General features: G+C 66.3%; 19 protein-coding genes. 5 read left to right on the forward strand and 14 right to left on the reverse strand.

The genetic code is table 11. The annotated features are described in order from the left end of the window. Positions 1-15: 15 nt before the first annotated feature. The 11 genes from IWH25_RS14300 to IWH25_RS14350 form a co-directional block, all read right to left on the reverse strand. The gene (locus IWH25_RS14300; RefSeq protein ID WP_203386446.1) at positions 16-1,182 is read right to left on the reverse strand and encodes a CpaE/TadZ family protein; all 1,167 of its coding nucleotides are present in this window, start codon (positions 1,180-1,182) and stop codon (positions 16-18) included. A gap of 56 nt (positions 1,183-1,238) precedes the next feature. Next, positions 1,239-1,808 carry a TadE/TadG family type IV pilus assembly protein gene (locus tag IWH25_RS14305; RefSeq protein WP_203386447.1) on the reverse strand — a complete coding sequence of 190 codons (570 nt, stop codon included), beginning with the start codon at positions 1,806-1,808 and terminating at the stop codon, positions 1,239-1,241. A gap of 10 nt (positions 1,809-1,818) precedes the next feature. After that, positions 1,819-2,322, reverse strand: coding sequence for a TadE/TadG family type IV pilus assembly protein (locus IWH25_RS14310; protein ID WP_203386448.1), 504 nt, complete (start codon positions 2,320-2,322; stop codon positions 1,819-1,821). 4 nt (positions 2,323-2,326) lie between these two features. Then, positions 2,327-3,970 (reverse strand): pilus assembly protein TadG-related protein, encoded by a 1,644-nt coding sequence (locus tag IWH25_RS14315; RefSeq protein WP_203386449.1) that lies wholly within the window; start codon positions 3,968-3,970, stop codon positions 2,327-2,329. A gap of 58 nt (positions 3,971-4,028) precedes the next feature. Beyond that, a complete protein-coding gene (locus IWH25_RS14320) occupies positions 4,029-4,349 on the reverse strand; it encodes a hypothetical protein (protein WP_238998911.1) in 321 nt (106 codons plus the stop codon). Between the two features lie 10 nt (positions 4,350-4,359). Further along, on the reverse strand, positions 4,360-5,943 hold the full coding sequence (locus tag IWH25_RS14325) for a type II and III secretion system protein family protein (protein WP_275403818.1): 1,584 nt from the start codon (positions 5,941-5,943) through the stop codon (positions 4,360-4,362). 30 nt (positions 5,944-5,973) lie between these two features. After that, the gene (cpaB, locus tag IWH25_RS14330; RefSeq protein ID WP_203386450.1) at positions 5,974-6,816 is read right to left on the reverse strand and encodes a Flp pilus assembly protein CpaB; all 843 of its coding nucleotides are present in this window, start codon (positions 6,814-6,816) and stop codon (positions 5,974-5,976) included. Between the two features lie 67 nt (positions 6,817-6,883). Beyond that, positions 6,884-8,140: an ATP-binding protein gene (locus tag IWH25_RS14335; RefSeq protein WP_203386451.1), complete on the reverse strand. Its 1,257-nt coding sequence runs from the start codon at positions 8,138-8,140 to the stop codon at positions 6,884-6,886. 300 nt (positions 8,141-8,440) lie between these two features. Further along, positions 8,441-8,956 carry an A24 family peptidase gene (locus IWH25_RS14340; RefSeq protein ID WP_203386452.1) on the reverse strand — a complete coding sequence of 172 codons (516 nt, stop codon included), beginning with the start codon at positions 8,954-8,956 and terminating at the stop codon, positions 8,441-8,443. A 71-nt stretch (positions 8,957-9,027) separates the two neighbouring features. Then, a complete protein-coding gene (locus IWH25_RS14345; protein ID WP_203386453.1) occupies positions 9,028-9,213 on the reverse strand; it encodes a Flp family type IVb pilin in 186 nt (61 codons plus the stop codon). Between the two features lie 102 nt (positions 9,214-9,315). Next, positions 9,316-9,522: a Flp family type IVb pilin gene (locus IWH25_RS14350; RefSeq protein WP_203386454.1), complete on the reverse strand. Its 207-nt coding sequence runs from the start codon at positions 9,520-9,522 to the stop codon at positions 9,316-9,318. Between the two features lie 257 nt (positions 9,523-9,779). On the opposite strand from IWH25_RS14350, the gene hpnC reads away from it, so the two are divergent. From hpnC to hpnE, 3 genes are all read left to right on the forward strand, one after another. After that, complete coding sequence (hpnC, locus tag IWH25_RS14355) at positions 9,780-10,589, forward strand: squalene synthase HpnC (protein ID WP_203386455.1); 810 nt, start codon at positions 9,780-9,782, stop codon at positions 10,587-10,589. A gap of 3 nt (positions 10,590-10,592) precedes the next feature. Then, positions 10,593-11,429 (forward strand): presqualene diphosphate synthase HpnD, encoded by an 837-nt coding sequence (gene hpnD / locus IWH25_RS14360; RefSeq protein WP_203386456.1) that lies wholly within the window; start codon positions 10,593-10,595, stop codon positions 11,427-11,429. A gap of 108 nt (positions 11,430-11,537) precedes the next feature. Then, positions 11,538-12,824, forward strand: coding sequence for a hydroxysqualene dehydroxylase HpnE (gene hpnE / locus IWH25_RS14365; protein WP_238998912.1), 1,287 nt, complete (start codon positions 11,538-11,540; stop codon positions 12,822-12,824). Here the strand turns inward: hpnE and IWH25_RS14370 are convergent, their stop codons facing one another. The 3 genes from IWH25_RS14370 to IWH25_RS14380 are packed head-to-tail and all read right to left on the reverse strand — an operon-like array spanning position 12,825 to position 15,077. Beyond that, positions 12,825-13,061, reverse strand: coding sequence for an FmdB family zinc ribbon protein (locus tag IWH25_RS14370; protein WP_203386457.1), 237 nt, complete (start codon positions 13,059-13,061; stop codon positions 12,825-12,827). Next, positions 13,052-14,362: a glycosyltransferase family 87 protein gene (locus IWH25_RS14375; RefSeq protein ID WP_203386458.1), complete on the reverse strand. Its 1,311-nt coding sequence runs from the start codon at positions 14,360-14,362 to the stop codon at positions 13,052-13,054. Before IWH25_RS14375 ends, IWH25_RS14370 begins: the two co-directional genes overlap by 10 nt. 22 nt (positions 14,363-14,384) lie before the next feature. Then, positions 14,385-15,077 carry an ABC transporter ATP-binding protein gene (locus tag IWH25_RS14380; protein WP_203389263.1) on the reverse strand — a complete coding sequence of 231 codons (693 nt, stop codon included), beginning with the start codon at positions 15,075-15,077 and terminating at the stop codon, positions 14,385-14,387. On the opposite strand from IWH25_RS14380, the gene IWH25_RS14385 reads away from it, so the two are divergent. Continuing rightward, complete coding sequence (locus tag IWH25_RS14385; protein WP_203386459.1) at positions 15,076-15,687, forward strand: arylesterase; 612 nt, start codon at positions 15,076-15,078, stop codon at positions 15,685-15,687. The two genes, IWH25_RS14380 and IWH25_RS14385, sit on opposite strands and share 2 nt — an antisense overlap. A 5-nt stretch (positions 15,688-15,692) precedes the next feature. Further along, on the forward strand, positions 15,693-16,751 hold the full coding sequence (gene mnmH, locus IWH25_RS14390) for a tRNA 2-selenouridine(34) synthase MnmH (protein ID WP_203386460.1): 1,059 nt from the start codon (positions 15,693-15,695) through the stop codon (positions 16,749-16,751). Positions 16,752-16,754 lie beyond the last annotated feature (3 nt).

A 16,754-nucleotide genomic window follows, 5' to 3' on the forward strand; every position in this document is an offset into this window, starting at 1 on the left:
CTCCTAAAGCTCGTTCTAACTGCGGCCCAGGAAGCGGCCCAGCCAGCCTCCCCGCACCACGTTGTTGCTCTCGATATCGGTCAAGGTCGCCGCGATATCGAGCAGCGCCTTTGACACCGTGCTCGCCGGCGCCAGTTTGAGCACCGGCACCCCCTGGTTCACCGACGAAGCCACCGCATCGAACTGGTTCGGTATCACGTGCGCCGCCGCGTAGCCGAGCGACTTCTGCACGTCGGCCAGGCCAATGTCGCCGCCCTTCTGATAGCGGTTGACGATCATGCGCACCTTGTCACGGCTGTAATCCAGCGAACGGAAGGCATCAACCAGACGCTTCGCGTCGCGGATGAACGGCAGGGTCAGCTGCAGCACCGGATAGATCACGTCGGCATGGTCCAGCGCACGCAGGCTGACGGCGTCGAGGCCGCGCCCGGCATCGATGACGACGAAGTCGTACTGGTGGCGCGCCAGACGGAGCAAGGTGTCGACGTGCTCCGCCTTGACCGCCAGCGCTCGCGCCGGATCCTCCGGCGCCGCCAGAACGTCGAAGGTTCCGGTGACATGGACGACACTGGAGGCGAGGAAGGCCGCATCGACCCGATGGATCTCCTCGGCGAGATCCGCAATGGTCTTGGTCGATTTCTGGTCGGAGACGAACAGCGCAGCGTCGCCAAACTGGAGATTGAGGTCGAGCAGCAGCACTTTCTGGGCGCGCTCGGAGAGTACGAAGGCAAGATTGGCGGCGAGGAAGCTGGTGCCGGCACCGCCCTTGCAGCCGACGAAGGTCAGTATCCGTCCACGTCGCCGCTCGGCGCCATTCGCCTTCCTGACCAGCCGGCCGAGTGCGGCGGCGAGCGACGGCGTTGTCGCCGGCAGCGGCAGTACTTCGCGCACGCCGGCGCGCATCGCTCCGAGCAGGAAATCGGGAGCAGGATTTTCCGAGACGAGAATCAAGGCCATGTCCGGATAGAGCTGGCGTAGCTGTTCGACGCGTTCGAGTTGCCCGCATCCGCCGCCGCTGCAGTCCAGGATCATCACTTCCGGATCCTGGTGGGCGGGGATGTTCGCCAGATCGTCCAGCCCGCCCTCGATCGGCGTCACCTCGATCGACTCCTCCATCGCATCGAGGTTGGCGCAAATTTCGCGCAGCGTCTGACGGGTATTCGAGACAACAACCAGATTCACCACACTCTCCCGGATCGTTCGTTGATATTCAATCTGAAACCCATTTTCCGCCCCTGCTAGCTCGGTGCAAAGCCCATGCTTTCAGCCGGCATGACGACCGGTGAAATCGGAATCCGAATACGGAAATCGGCGCCGGCAACCGCCAGCAGGAAGCCGATGACGGGCCGGTAGAACACCCCCTGGCAATTGTCAGCGTCGCACACCTCGGCTCGGACGTAACGGATGCAGCTGCTGACACGGCTGGCATCGGCGCACGCCGACAGGTTGTCCGCGGGATCGGTCGGTGCCGGACTGACCACGGCCTGGTTAACATCCAGATAGGTGATACGCACCTCGGCGTTGCTGATTTCGCCGGCAGCCGGCAGAACCACGGTGCCGCTGGCGCCTACCCTGAAAAGGGCTTCGCGCCGCAAATCAGCCACATCGGTGCTGAAATTGCGCACGACGGCCTCGCGTGCCGCCCGCCGTGTCACTTCCTGTACCGTGTTCCACACGTACATCAGGCGCCCGAGCTCGACGATCCCGAGCAGCAGCGTGAAGAAGAACAGGCTGACCAGCGCGAACTCGACCGCGGTCGCCCCGCGCTGGCGGGATTCGGCATGGGCTGGCAGGCGATTCGGTTTCATGGTCGGACGCTCAATTCATGTAGCGCATCGTCGTATGCGGCGCCAGATTGACGCCGGCGATCGAACTGACGCCATAGGTCGCCGGATCGAAGAACGGGAAGATGCCGCCGATATCGATGCTGTAGCCGGTAATCGCGACGCGCACGTTGGTCGGCGCCGTTCCGTCCACGCACGCACTGCCGTCGCAGGTGACATCAACGTTGCCGGCTACCAGCACCGGATCGACGTTGGCGCCGTTGGCCGCATTGACCACCAGGGGCTGGGCAGCGCCGACCGCCACCGACGAAATCGTCGCCTTCGGCGCCATCGACATCGCGCGCGCGCCGTCACGAGTCGCCTTCGCCAGTGCGTTGTAGTACCAGAAGCCCCGCCCGAACTCGAAGGTGCCGGCGGCCATCAGCAGCAGCAGGACAAGGAGGAAGGCGAGCTCGACGGCGGCGACGCCCGATTCGCGGCGACATCCGGAGCGCTTGCGGATCGAGATCGGGAGGGTGGTGTTACGCAATTCGCTCATGATCTCACCGATACAGCTTGATCTCGGCCAGCGGTACCGGGTTCGCCAAGCCGGCAAACTCGGCCGGAATCCGCTTCGGGGAGCCCGTCGGATCCGACATCACGGTCATGAAGAAGCGGCCGATGCCCAATACCGGCAACTGCATGCCGCAGGCGCCGCCGCCGGTGACGTTGTCGCAGTCGATGATCAGGATGTTGATGATCCGCCGGTTGGCCACGCCAGAGACGCCGAGGGCGGACGGCGGTGCCTGGAAGAAGGGGCCGCTGGTCTGCGAATACGGCGACGTCGCGGGATAGACGGCAGTATCGAAGTAGCGCATCGCCGTCGCACTGTTGTTGTACATCTGCCCGATCGCATTCGCCTCGGCGGCGGTGTACGCCGCCCCGGTACCGTCAGGCGCACTCAGGTTGGCGCGGTAGGCCGGGCCGTAGGCCCACAACGTGCCGTAGTTCGGTCCGCTGCTGAGGCTACCGCAGCCGCTGGCGGCTACAAAGGCGTTTCCCGGCGACCCCGTCCCGCCCGGAGAAGCGTTGTAGCAAGGCTTCTTGGTCGTCGAGTTCAGCTGCACCGGCTGGTAGGCCTGCTCGTTGGCCACATTCCACGCCGCCGCATTGTCCGGATCCTCACCGTAATCGGAATGCACGGAGACGCCCGAAGGAACCCATGAGGCATTGGGCTGCCAATCGCATTTGTTGCCTTGCGTCCGGTAGCAAAACTGCTTGACATTGCGGTCCGGCGGCGCGCTCTGCGGGTCGCACTGGTTGGTTCCCCAGCCGGCACCTCCGTACAGGCCGAAGCGCGAGTTGAGCGCGCTGACGATCACGTTGGAGAGGCCGGTGTTGCCGATGGCGAACACCGTTCCGGCCCCCTGGCCGACCGCGCTGGATCCCATGCAGACGAACGGCGCGGTGAAATTGGCGCTGGAGTGGTAGGGGTCGCAGGTCGCCGGATCGGTGTCCACCGGGTTGACCAGGTAGGGAATGCTGTTGGCGCCGAGCGGCCCCATCGACATAAGGTCGTACGATATGCCACGGCGAAAACCATACTCCAGCAGTTCGCCATGCGCGTAGCTGTCAAACCGCGTCGTCGTCACCGCGCAAATGCCGATCGGCGTGACCTGGGCCAGATAGCGCCCGGCCACCGCGTAACCGGAGGCGCTGGCGTTGTCCTGGCCACCGATCACAGGCATGAAGAAAACCGGCTTGTTGCTCGCTGCGCCGGTATCGACCTCGATGAAGGTCAGGCTGGCAGCTGCCGAATCGGACGCCGACGCGGTAGTCGCATCGACGAAGGTACAGCTCGGTGCGCGCACGGGAAGGTGGTCGTCGGCGTTGGCGCAACTGCCGAAGCGGAGGTTGTCGGCAGTGATCGCCTCGCCGTGGATCAGGTTGTTCGCCGCGTTCTGGCCGAAGGTCGCGATCGCGCTGGCGACGGCGTTGTTCACACCGGCCGCGGTCTGGTTGAGATCCTTTGCCCCGCTCAGCGCGGCAGCGTCGGCGGCATTCTGCAGTTCGGTCTTGCGCGCATACAGATACGACAGGTCGATGGCGATCCCCATCATGCCGAAGAGGAACAATACGGAGAGCAGCCCGACGATCAGCGCTACCGCACCGCGTTGCCGCTCCCGCAAGGAATGATGCCTGGCCATGATGTGCTCCTGTACTGCATTGCCGCCGCGCAACCGAACCGCCTGCCGCCGCGCCGACCTACTGCCCGCCGCCGGAGGTACCGGAAACGCCGATGCTGAAGATATTCTGCTGCGGCGGTGGACGCTGGAAGCTCGCTTCGTAACGCTCGATCGCTTCGCGCGCGGCACGCCCGTCGACGCCCTTCACCGGATCCGGGTTCTTGCTTGCGTCCGGATTGAGCGTCTGCTGCGCCTTGGCCATCTCGACCGCCTGGCCGAACTGGGCATCGAGATTCGGCGTGCGGCTTTGCATGCCGCTCGACGCGGTGCTGCCACAACCCGCAAGTGCAAACACGACTGCCAGAATGCCGACGGAGGATGCTGTCTGAAATGCTTTCATGATGTTCTCCTCACTTCACCTCGAAACCACCAGCGGGCTTGCCCTGCCCGGCAGTCGACGCCTCAGGTGCCGGCATCGCGTCTTCGCTGCGCTCCGGCGCCCCTTCCATACGACCGTTCGCCAACCGGCCGGCACGGCCCGGCGGAACGTAGGCATCCGTCGGCAAGGCGTATCCCGGAGGCAAGGGCTTGACCAGACGCGGCGTCACGACGAACAGAAGTTCGGTACGGTTGTTCTGGAAATTGTTGCTTCGGAACAAGGCGCCGAGCACGGGAATTTCCCCAAGGAACGGGTACGCCTTGATGGAGTGTCGGACGTTGTTGCTGACCAACCCACCGATGGCGAACGTCTGTCCGTCCTTCAGCTGGATCGTCGTTGCCGCCCGACGCGTGGTGATCGACGGCAGCAGCGTCTGGCTGCCATTGACGGTAACGCCGATCCCCTCCGGATTGACTTCAGAAACTTCAGGAGCCACCCGCAGGTTGATCCGGTCGCCGCTCAGGACCGTCGGCGTAAACCGGAGCCCCACGCCGAATTCCTTTTCCTCCAGGGTGATCGTCGTTCCCGTTCCAGTTGCGGCGTTCTGCGCGACGGGGATGAAGATTCGGCCGCCGGCAAGGAAGCTGCCTTCCTGCCCGCTGATGGCCATCACCGTCGGCTCGGCCAGAATCTTGACCAGCTCCTCGGAGTCCTCGGCTTCGATGTTCAGGTTGCTGAGCTTGTGCGCCACGCCGATCCCGCCGCCGGCAGCCGGGCTGAACAGGAAGCTGGAGAGCAGGCTGTAGGTCCAGCTGCCGTTGTCCTTGACGATGTTCAGTTCGGCCCCCAGCTTCTCGATCAGCGCCTTCGACACCTCGGCGATCTTCACCTCCAGCATCACCTGCTGCGGCGCCGCCACCGACATCATGTTCACGATGCGAGGCGAAACGGCGGTGCTACCCGCAGCGCCGCCGCCGGAAGCGCCCTGCCCGGTTCGCACGTAGGCGCCGGCTACCTGAACGATCTGGTTGACCACCATCGCGTCCGACGCCGTACCGGTCAGGACCAGGCTGTTTGCGGCAACCCTGACCTTGACTTCCTTCTCATCGGGGAAGAGTTCCCGAACCTTGGCTTCCACCCCTTGCGCATCGAGCCCGACCTGGACGTCGACGACTTCGCAGCGTCCGCTCTTTCCTTGCAGGATCATGTTGGTCGAACCGGTCTCGATTCCCAGCACGTAGAGCATCTGCGGCGAGACGAGACGCGTTTCGACGACCCCCGGATCGCCGACGGTGCGCTTGACGACGGGCTCAGGCATTTTCAGCAGCGTCGACTTGCCGACGGCGAGACCGACCATCGTCGGCGCTGCCATTTCTCCGACGCAGTTCGGCCCATCCGCACGCGAAGTCGCTCCTTCTCCGCCGGCAGCACGCCGCCTTGCGGTACCAGGATCGACCGCGGCGACAGATCCGGTCGCCGGCGCCACCGCAGTTCCTGCTCCCGCCGCCACCGCCCCCTGGCGAGCCCCGACTGCCCCATATTCCACGGCCGGCTGCGCTACCGCCAGCGACGCCAGGGCCATGCCGCAGATCATCGAATGTATCCGGTAGTCCATCATTGTTCTCCTTCGCATCCGGATTGAAATTCAGAAGCACTCGAGGGAAGACTGCGCCCCTCTCAGCACCTGTACACAGTTCCTCGCCTGCTGCGCCGGCTTGCCAGCGCTGCGCCGCGGCTCCGCCTTGGGCGCCTCCTTGACCTCAGCCGGCGACGGCTTGACCTTGTCCGACAACAAGGATCCCTTGGTTGCTCCTTCCGTCTTCACCGGCTGCGCTTCCACCTGGTTGCGCAACACCAGCGAGAGCGTCCCGACGCTGCGTGCCAGATCGAGTTTCTCGGCCTCCTCGGGCGTCACTTCCAGCGTCACGGCATTGACCACCTTCGGTTTCGACTCGTCGCGGCTGGCCTCCTGCGCCACGGCCAGCACGAGGATGTGCTCGAGCACGATCTTCGAAATCTGCTTCTCCTTGTCGCCGGGCTTGCCCCCCTCTTCCTGCGTGTTGACCATGATGTCGACGTAGTTCCCCGGCAGCGCGAAGCCGGCGACGCCGACCACCTCGTTCACCCGCACCGTCATCGCCCGCTTGCCGCTGGCGATCAGTGCCGACAGGCCGGCACGGCTACCGACCGGAGCCAGCTTCGACTCCAGGATCGGCTCGCCGCGCCCGATCCCGATCTTCGTTACCCGGCCAGCGAGCGTCGTCAGGTCGGAGAAGCCGCCGGCGGGTATGCTCTCCGCCGGCCAATCCACCAGCTTGACCATCTCCGGATTGATCTGCTGACCTACCTGAAGATCAACCACCGAAACGACGAGGCGATTGGTATTCACGGCTGTCTGCTGGCTGACCCATCGGGCGGCGGCGAGCACGGCGACCAGCCCGGCCACCACCGAGATGCCTATCATCACGATTGCCTTCATGTTCTTCATGTTGTCCCCCAATCGCGACCGCGAAGGCCGCCGCTAGCACATCACCGAAAGACGCGTTCGGCCGTCCTCACTGGTCCGACACGAAATAACTCGCCCACGCCCGCTTCAGCGTGCTCTCGCTCATCGCCCGTTCGCTGCCCTCGTAGATCGCGAAATCCCTGATCTGGCCGACCAGGTCGCGCGGATAACATGCCAGCAGCGGGCGATTGGCGCGGACATGCATTTCCTTGACGAGAAAGTCGAAGGCTGCAGCATCGAAGCGGACGCCGTACTCCGTGCAGCAGCGTTCGAAGATCTCGCGGTAATCGTGCTCGGGCACCGGCCCGATGAAAATCTTGTAGCCGAGCCGGCGCAGGAAGGCCTCGTCGGCGAGATCGGTCGGCTTGACGTTGGTCGAGAAGACGACGACGACGTCGAAAGGCACGCGAAACTTGTAGCCGGTGTGCAGCGCCAGGTAGTCGCAGCGACGGTCGAGCGGAACGATCCAGCGGTTCATCAGGTCGCGCGGAGACACCAGTTGGCGGCCAAGGTCGTCGATGATGAAGATGCCGTTGTTCGCCTTGAAATGGGGCGGAGCCTGATAGAAGCGGGTGCTCTGGTCGAAATGCAGGTCGAGCATCGACAGCGTCAGTTCGCCGCCGGTCATGACCACCGGCCGGTGGCATATCACCCAGCGGGCGTCCGGCTGGCGCCGGCGATCGATCAGGCGCTCGGTGCGCTCCACCGGCGGTATCGGCTTGTGCACCAGCGGATCGAATACCTGGATGACCTCGCCATCGACCACTACCGCATGCGGCACCGCAATCGTTCCGCCGAGCAGGCGACACAGGCGCTCCGCCATGTAGGTCTTGCCGCTGCCGGCCGGGCCGTAGACGAAGATGGCGCGGCCCGAATTCATCGCCGCGCCGAAGGAGTCGAGAATCCGCTGCGAGATCACGAGGTCGGAATACTCGCGGTGCACATCGTCGGCGTGGATTTCGAGCGCGCCGACGGAATGTACTTCGACCGTCTCGGTATAGGCCTGCAGCGTCACCGGCGCAGGTCCCGCGTACTGGCATCGGCGCAAGCTCTCTATCGCGCGCCGCTTGCCTTCCTCTGTGAGCTGGTATTCGACGTCGCCTTCGCTGGCACCGCGCCGCGCTATCTCGGCCAGATGCTCGCCGCGCATGAAATCGATCACCGGGGTAACGACCACGGCCGGCAGGCAGATGTGCGCCGTCAGGCTGGTCAGTGAAATCTTGCCGCGCTGGAAGATGATCTTGCCTGCAAGGTCGGCAAGGAAGAGCAGGTCGAGGCCGCACTCATCGAGACTGCGCGGCGACATGGGGGCCGCCGGCAGCGGATCGCCTGCGCCGCCGCGTCGCCGTTCACCGGAAGCCGGTGCGTCGACTGCATCGCCGGATTGTCGGGACTCCGGCGGGCTTTCCATTCGTGCCACGTTCATGTCAGACATGGGCACCTCGCTAATGGCTGGCCAATCGGCCTGGAGCGGCAGGCGGAAAGAAACGATCCCTTGACCGCGCCCTCTCTCTCGATTTCAGACTACTCCATTCGCAGCAGCCCGACAACGAATGACAAAAAAATTTCTCATTCGCTGCAAAAATGATTCCGGCATCCACGGTCGTCATCTCGACACCAGTTCGACCGCCAGCACCGCGATGGTTCCGCAGGCGATCGCCACGGCATAAGGAATCCTGCCCAGCGACGCGGTACCTCCGACCGGCATCCGCATATCGCCCGCATGCGACGGCAGATGGCGAAGGTTGGCGGCCAGACGCGCCCAGGCGTTCCGGCGTGCAACGACGACGATTGCCCAAACACCGCCGATGAGGAAAGTCGCTACCACCGCCCAGAACGTCAGAGCAGGGCCGACGAAGGCGCCGACCATCGCCATCAGCTTGACGTCCCCGGCCGCCATGCCGCGCAGCAGATAAAACGGCAGCAGCAGCGCGAAACCGAGCAGCATGCCCAGCACGCCGCTCCAGACCCCAACGGTCGTCGGGACAACCAGATGGAAAGCAAAGGCCGCCAGCAAACCGCCGAGAACAAGACGATTGCTGACGCGATGGTGTCGAAAATCGGTAAGTGCCGCCGCCAGCAGCAATGCGACAAGCACCAAATGGAAGAAGACCGTCGCCATCAGCCCGGCTCCGCCCCCTCCTGCGTCGCCCACGAGCATCATTTTCCCCTCCGGCAGGACGGCTGCTCAGGTCACCCCAGAGTGCAGCTCCCGCCCAGCGAAACCACGCACTCACCCAGCGCACGCCAGAGGTTTCCCAACGCCCCACCGGCAAAGACAAAGCCAGCAATCAGCACGACCGCGATCAGCGTCGCGATGAACGCGTACTCGATCGCAGTGACAGCTTCCTCGTCGTGCTGAAAATCCGGGATACGCATTGCGCTCTCTGCTTGCGCCGGTGTTGTGATAGGTCAAAAACGCCGCTTCGAGCCTGCCGATGTAAATTCAGTCGGCAAAGCCAGAAGCGGCTATCTTCTTTGTTAACCACCAGCAGAATACGGGCAAGACGCCGGCGTGCTGATGCAGGTGCCAAGGTTGGTGAACAGTGTATTCAAGGCCGTCCCGGCCGCTGTTGCACCAATAATCAGGACAACCGCGATCAGCGCCGCAATCAGGCCGTATTCAATCGCCGTCACGCCTTCTTCGTCGCGCAGGAAGCGCATTACGCCTTGAAGTAGTGATTTCATGACAATCTCCAATATCGAGGTTCAACACTTGGGGAATAACTGCACAGCACTGGTGCGCCGCCCCTCATCCGGCTCGCCTGACGCCGGCACCTATTCGACATAGCCTGCATCAGTCGATTCCTTTATAGGCGCGATGCCCGGCACAAACAAGGAAACGGCCCGCGTCTACGCCAAAGGTAGTAGACGCCGCGCGAGCCCTGTACAATCGGCGCCCCAAGCCAATTTCCATGAAAACAAGGCACTGGCCGCGAGCCACCATGCCCGTCGATCACTACGAAAATTTTCCGGTCGCTTCGCTGTTGCTGCCAGCTCGTCTGCGCCAGCCGATCGAAGCCATCTATCGCTTCGCGCGCAGCGCCGACGACATCGCCGACGAAGGGTACGCTGCGCCCGACGAACGGCTGGCCACACTCGCCGCCTACGATGCGCAGCTCGATCGCATCGAACGCGGCGAACGGCCGGGCGATCCGCTGTTCGGGCCGCTGCATGACGCCATCGCCGAGTGGCGTCTGCCGCTCGCGCCGTTCCGCGACCTGCTCGATGCCTTCGCGCAGGACGTGACGAAGACCCGCTACGCCGACTACGCCGAGCTGCTCGACTACTGCCGTCGTTCCGCCAATCCGGTCGGCCGCCTGCTGCTGCACCTGGTCGACTGCGCGACACCGGAGAATCTCGCACGCTCGGACGCGATCTGCAGCGCGCTGCAGCTGGCCAACTTCTGGCAGGACATCGCCGTCGACTGGCGGAAGGATCGCGTCTATCTGCCGCAGGACGACCTCGCCCGCTTCGCCGTCGACGAAGCGCAGATCGCCGACGGGCGCTGCAACGAGAACTGGCAGGCGCTCATCGATTTCCAGATCGAACGCACACGGGCGCTGATGCTCTCCGGCGCGCCGCTGGTGCATGCACTCCCCGGCCGCATGGGCTGGGAAATCCGCGTCACCGTGCAGGGCGGCCTGCGCATTCTCGAAAAGACCCGCAGGGCGCGCGGCGACGTCTTCCGCCGCCGCCCCGTGCTCACTCCCCCGGACTGGCTGCTGCTGTTCGCCCGCAGCCTCAGGATGTAGGACATGACCCCCGACGAATACTGCCAACAGAAGGCCGCGGGCAGCGGCTCCAGCTTCTACTACAGCTTCCTCTTCCTGCCGCCCGAGCGGCGGCGCGCGATCACCGCGCTCTACGCCTTCTGCCGCGAGGTCGACGACGTCGTCGACGAATGCCACGACCCGCAGATCGCCGCCACCAAGCTGGCCTGGTGGCGGCAGGAAGTCGCCCGGCTCTATGACGGCAAGGCCGGCCATCCGGTGACGCAGGCGCTGCAGGGCGTGCTGCCGCAGTTCGACCTGCCGCAGGAGCAGCTGCTGGAGATCATCGACGGCATGGAGATGGACCTCACGCAGTCGCGCTACCTCGACTTCAAGGCGCTCTCGCTCTACTGCTACCGCGTCGCCAGCGTCGTCGGCCTGCTTGCCGCCGAGATCTTCGGCTACCAGGACCGCCGCACGCAGAAATATGCGCACGACCTGGGCATGGCCTTCCAGCTCACCAACATCATCCGCGACGTCGGCGAGGACGCGCGGCGCGGCCGCATCTACCTGCCGATCGACGAGCTGCAGCAGTTCGGCGTGAAGGCCGCCGACATCCTCAACGCGCGCTATTCCGACGAGTTCCGCCGACTGATGGAATTCCAGATCGAGCGCGCCGAGCGTTACTACGAACAGGCGCTCGCGCAACTGCCCGAAGGCGACCGCCGCGCGCAGCGTCCCGGCCTGGTGATGGCGGCGATCTACCGCACGCTGCTCGACGAAATCCGCCGCGACGGCTGCCAGGTACTGACGCAGCGGACCTCGCTGACGCCGCTCAGGAAGCTGTGGCTGGCGGTGAAGACCTGGGTCAAGGCGGGATGAAATCCCGCCCCGTGCTCACTGCGTTCGCGCCCCCCGCCGAGACGCTGGCCGTTCCTGGGGCGCCCCAAGGGGGCTTCCTTCGGGGCGCGGCCCGGCGAAAGGCCTGAGGTGAGCGGCTTCGGACAGGTCGCTGTCATCGGCGCCGGCTGGGCCGGCCTCGCCTGCGCCGTCGAGCTCGCCGCCGCCGGCCGCCCGGTGGTCGTGTTCGAGGCCTCGCGGCGGCTCGGCGGGCGCGCGCGCAGCGTGGAACTCGACGGCCGCCTGGTCGACAATGGCCAGCACCTGCTCGTCGGCGCCTACGCCGAGACACTGCGCCTGATCGGGCGGACCGGCGCCGACCCGGCGCAATTGTTCTGGCGCCTGCCGCTGCGCCTCGATTATCCCGGCGCCTTCCGCCTGCGCCTGCCCGAGTTGCCGCCGCCCTGGCACCTCGCCGCCGGCCTGCTCGCTGCGGAAAGCGCAAGCCTGCGCGACAAGCTGTCGGCGGCGCTGTTCATGCAGCGACTGAAGCTCGACGGCTTCCGCCTGCGCCGCGACACCACCGTCGCCGCCTGGCTGGACGCCCACCGTCAGCACGGCGCGATCCGCCGCTTCCTGTGGGAACCGCTCTGCCTCGCCGCGCTCAACACCGCCCCGCAGCGCGCCTCGGCGCAGATCTTCGCCAACGTGCTGCGCGACAGCCTGGGCGGCCCGCGCGGCGCCACCGACCTGCTGCTGCAGCGCAGCGACCTCGGCCGGATCTTTCCCGAACACGCGGCGCACTACCTCACCGAGAAGGGCAGCGAAATCCGCTGCGCGCACCGCGTCCGCGACCTGCAGCGCCAGGGCAACGGCTGGCAGGTCGACGGCCGGCAGGTCGATCAGGTGGTTCTCGCCGTCGCGCCGCAGCACGTGCCGGCGCTGCTCGTCTCGCGCCCCGCGCACGAGCCGCTGCTGCGCCAGATCGCCGACTACGACTACGAGCCGATCGCCACCGTCTACCTCGCCTACCCGGAAGCGGTGCGTCTGCCCTTCCCCATGCTCGGGCTGACCGGCCCGCTCGGACAGTGGGTCTTCGACCGCAGCAGCCAGGGCGGTCCCGCCGGCCTGCTCGCCTTCGTCCTCTCCGCCGAAGGCGGCTGGGAGACGCTGACCGACGACGAACTGGCGGCGACGCTGCACGCCGAACTGTGCGCGGCGCTCGGCCCGCTGCCGCCGCCGCGCTGGCAGCGCAGCATCCGCGAACGCCGCGCCACCTTCCGCTGCCGCCCGGACCTGCCCCGCCCGGGCTGCGAGACCGCCGAGCGCGGCCTGTGGCTGGCCGGCGACTATACTTGCAGCGAATATCCGGCGACCATCGAAGGCGCGGTCAGGAGCGGCGTCGCCGCCGCCCGCGCGGTGCTCGCCGGGAAATGATCAACCCTGGTTCTGCTTGACCAGCGCCGCCTTGATCGTCGGCATGTACTCGTGCCAGAGATACCAGGCGCCGCCGCCGAACAGCAGCAGCGCGACCGTCAGCTGAACCAGCAAGGACCGCAGTTCGCGCTGCTGCCGGCTGATCTTCCGGCCCGGATCGGTGGCGCCGCAGCCCGGACAGGCCTGCGCCGAGGTGTCGACGGTGTGGCCGCAGGCGCGGCAGGGAACTAGGGGCATGGACGATTTTCCGTTTCGCAGCTTCGTTTAGACGACGCCAGTTCGCGGCATGTGGACGTTGCCGGCACAAATACCAAGGGGCCGACACGATCATCGTCGCCGCTGCTCGAACCAACATTACTATGCGCCAGCATCATCGCCGCTTCCCGAGCGCGGCGCCAGACCATCCAGAGCATGGCAGCGGTGACGAACGGCGCAAGCTGCAGATAGATGCCGCCGGTCAGCGGCGCCACCATCGCCGGCCACGCCCAGCACAACACCAGAATCTCGCGCTCCCGCGGAAGCCAGCCGTGGCGCAGGCCATGCATGCCGCACCAGGCGATCGGCAGTGCCATCAGCGCGAGGTCATAGTCGAACAGATAGGGACTGACCAGCAGCGTGCCGCTGACCAACGCTGCCGCCTTCAGTCCGTAATCGATCCTCTGCCACCAGATCCAGGTCACGCAGGCGATCGCGGCCAGCGCGCCGATCGCCTGCAGCGCATAAGCGAACAGCGTCGGCGCGCCGAGCAGCTTGGCGAGCGCGAACAGCGTCGGCATCTTCGGCCACGGCAGCCAGCCGGCCTCCATGATCAGACGTACCAGCTTGAGATTGCCGACGAAGGCCGTCAGCGTGGCGTCGCCGAGCACGACGACACTGACGCCGAGGAACGCCAGCGCGGTCAGCACCGCAGCGAACAGCGCCCGCCAGGCACCCATGCAGATGAAGGCGATCGGCAGCAACACCGCCAAATGTGGCTTGATCGCGAGCAGGCCGGCGCAAATACCGGCGAGCACCGGCCGTCGCTCGAGCAACAGCAGCGTGGCGCCGAGCAGCGCGCCGGTGAGGAAGGCGTTCTGCCCGTGGAAGGCATTGACGAACACTCCCGGAAAGGCGAGGAACAGCATACCGGCGCCGGCCGGCGCGGCGATCCGGCGGACGACGCCCCAATAGACGCCCAGCGTGGCCGCGACGAAGACGACGTAAGACCAGAAGTACGGCAGCAGCGACAGCGGCAGCACGACCAGGTAGAAGGTCGGCGGGTAATGCCACAGGAAGACCATGCCCAGCGTCGGCACCGCGCCCTGCTGTACAGCAAAGATCTTGGTCGGGTCGTAAGCGGCGACCGGCGCACCGTCGAGCGCGATGCGCGAAGCCGACCAGAAGGTCATGAAGTCGTAGCCGATCGGCTTGCCGAACGGGTCCATCATCCCCGTCGCAGCGAGCCCCCAGCCGATGCAAAACAACACGTAGAGCACGATGAACAGGCGCGGATAACCGCGCAGTCGGTCGGCATTGAGCCAGTGTCCGTCATCGTGCATGGCCGAGCCCCTCTTCGGTTGGCTAGTCGAGATTCTCCATCCGTCCCGCATGCATGCGCAAGCGGCGCCCGCAGCGGGCGGCGATCTCCTCGTCGTGGGTGACGAGGATCAGCGTCGTGCCGCGCTCGGCGTTGATCGCGAACATCAGGTCGATGATCTGGTGGCCGGTGGCGGCGTCGAGGTTGCCGGTCGGCTCGTCGGCGAGGATCAGCTTCGGGCCGGGGGCGAAGGCGCGGGCGAGCGCGACGCGCTGCTGTTCGCCGCCGGAGAGGTGCTTCGGATAGTGGCCGAGGCGGTGCGCGAGACCGACCCGTTCCAGCCAGCCGCGCGCCTCGCCGCCGGCGGAGCGCTGGCCGGCCAGCTCGAGCGGCAGCATCACGTTCTCGAGCGCGGTGAGCGAGGGCAAAAGCTGGAAGGACTGGAAGACGAAGCCGAGCATCTGCCCGCGCAGCACGGCGCGCGCGTCCTCGTCGAGCGTCGTGATGTCGCGGCCGTCGAGGCGGACGCTGCCGGCGGTCGGCAGATCGAGGCCGGCGAGCAGGCCGAGCAGCGTCGATTTGCCGGAGCCGGAGGCGCCGACAATGGCGACCGTCTCGCCGGGCGCCACGGCGAACGAAATCTCGTGCAGAATGACCAGCGGCTCGCCGCCGCTGTCGACCTGCTTGCCCAATCCTTCGACCCTGACCACTTCCGTTTCCGCCGCCGTATCGTCCATGCGCTCCACGCTTCGTCTGCTGGTTCTCTTCGCCTTCGTTCTGCTCGCTCCGGCCGCACACGCAGCGCGGACCATCCTGGTCTACGGCGACTCGCTGTCGGCCGGCTTCGGCATCCGCCAGGACGCCGCCTGGCCGGCGCTGTTGCAGAAACGCCTTGCCGAGCGGCGTCTCGATTATAGCGTCGTCAATGCCAGCATCTCCGGCGAGACCACCAGCGGCGGCCGCAGCCGTATCGCCGAGGCGCTCGCCCGCCACAAGCCGGCGGTGGTGGTCGTCGCGCTCGGCGCCAACGACGGCCTGCGCGGCCTGCCGCTCGCCGGCATGCGCGACAACCTCGCCGGCATCGTCGCCGCGGCGAAACGGGCGAAGGCGCAGGTGCTGCTGGTCGGCATGCGCCTGCCGCCGAACTACGGCGCCTACGCCGACGAGTTCGCGCAGAGCTTCCGCACGCTGGCGCAGCGGGAGAAGACGCCGCTGGTGCCCTTCCTGCTCGACGGCATCGCCGACCAGCCCGCACTCTTCCAGCCCGACGCGCTGCACCCGACCGCGGCGGCGCAGCCGCGCCTGCTCGACAACGTCTGGGAAGGGCTGGCGCCACTGCTAAAATAGCGGCCATGAAATCCGGCCCCTCGTACCTGCTGTCCATCGACAAGCTCACCAGTACCCCGTTCAGCGACATCATCGACGTCCGCTCGCCGGCGGAATTCGCCGACGACCACATTCCCGGCGCGATCAGCTGCCCGGTGCTGTCCAACGACGAGCGCGCCGAGATCGGCACGATCTACAAGCAGGTGTCGCCATTCGAGGCGAAGAAGCGCGGCGCGGCGCTGGTCGCGCGCAACATCGCCCGCCACCTCGAAGAACGCTTCCTCGACCGGCCGCGGGATTGGCGGCCGCTGGTCTATTGCTGGCGCGGCGGCCAGCGCAGCGGCGCGATGGTCACCATCTTCCGCCAGATCGGCTGGCACGCCTGCCAGCTCGAAGGCGGCTACAAGGCCTACCGGCAGCAGGTCGTCGCCGAACTCGGCGAACTGCCGCGGCGCTTCGATTTCCGCGTCGTCTGCGGCGCCACCGGCAGCGGCAAGAGCCGCATCCTGCAGGAGATCGGCCGCCTCGGTGGGCAGATCGTCGACCTCGAGGCGCTCGCCTGCCACAAGGGCTCGGTGCTCGGCGTGCTGCCCGGCCAGCCGCAGCCCTCGCAGAAGATGTTCGAGTCGCAGCTGTTGCAGGCGCTGCGCGGGCTGGATGCGGCCCGCCCGGTCTACGTCGAGGCGGAGAGCCGCAAGATCGGCCGCCTGCAGGTCCCGGAGGCGATGATCGAGACGATGCGCGCCGGCCAGTGCGTCGGCATCGAGGCGCCGCGCGCCGCACGCGTCGCCTTCCTGCTGCGCGACTACGACTATTTCCTGAACGACCCGGCCTGGCTGAACAGCCGGCTCGCCGCGCTGAAGGACTTGCGCGGCGGCGAGACGGTCGCCCGCTGGCAGGACTACGCCAACGCCGGCCGCTGGCCGGAGCTGGTCGAGGAGCTGCTCGCCGATCACTACGACCCGCTCTACGAGCGCTCGCAGAACCGCAACTACAGCGGCTACGGCGAACCGCGGACGGTCGCCGCGCCGGATCTGTCGCCGGCCGGCATCGCCGCCGTCGCGCGGCAGATCCTCGCGGCCTGAGCG

Origin of the sequence: Azospira restricta, assembly GCF_016858125.1 — a bacterium.
In the GTDB taxonomy this organism is placed as follows: Bacteria; Pseudomonadota; Gammaproteobacteria; order Burkholderiales; family Rhodocyclaceae; genus Proximibacter; species Proximibacter restrictus.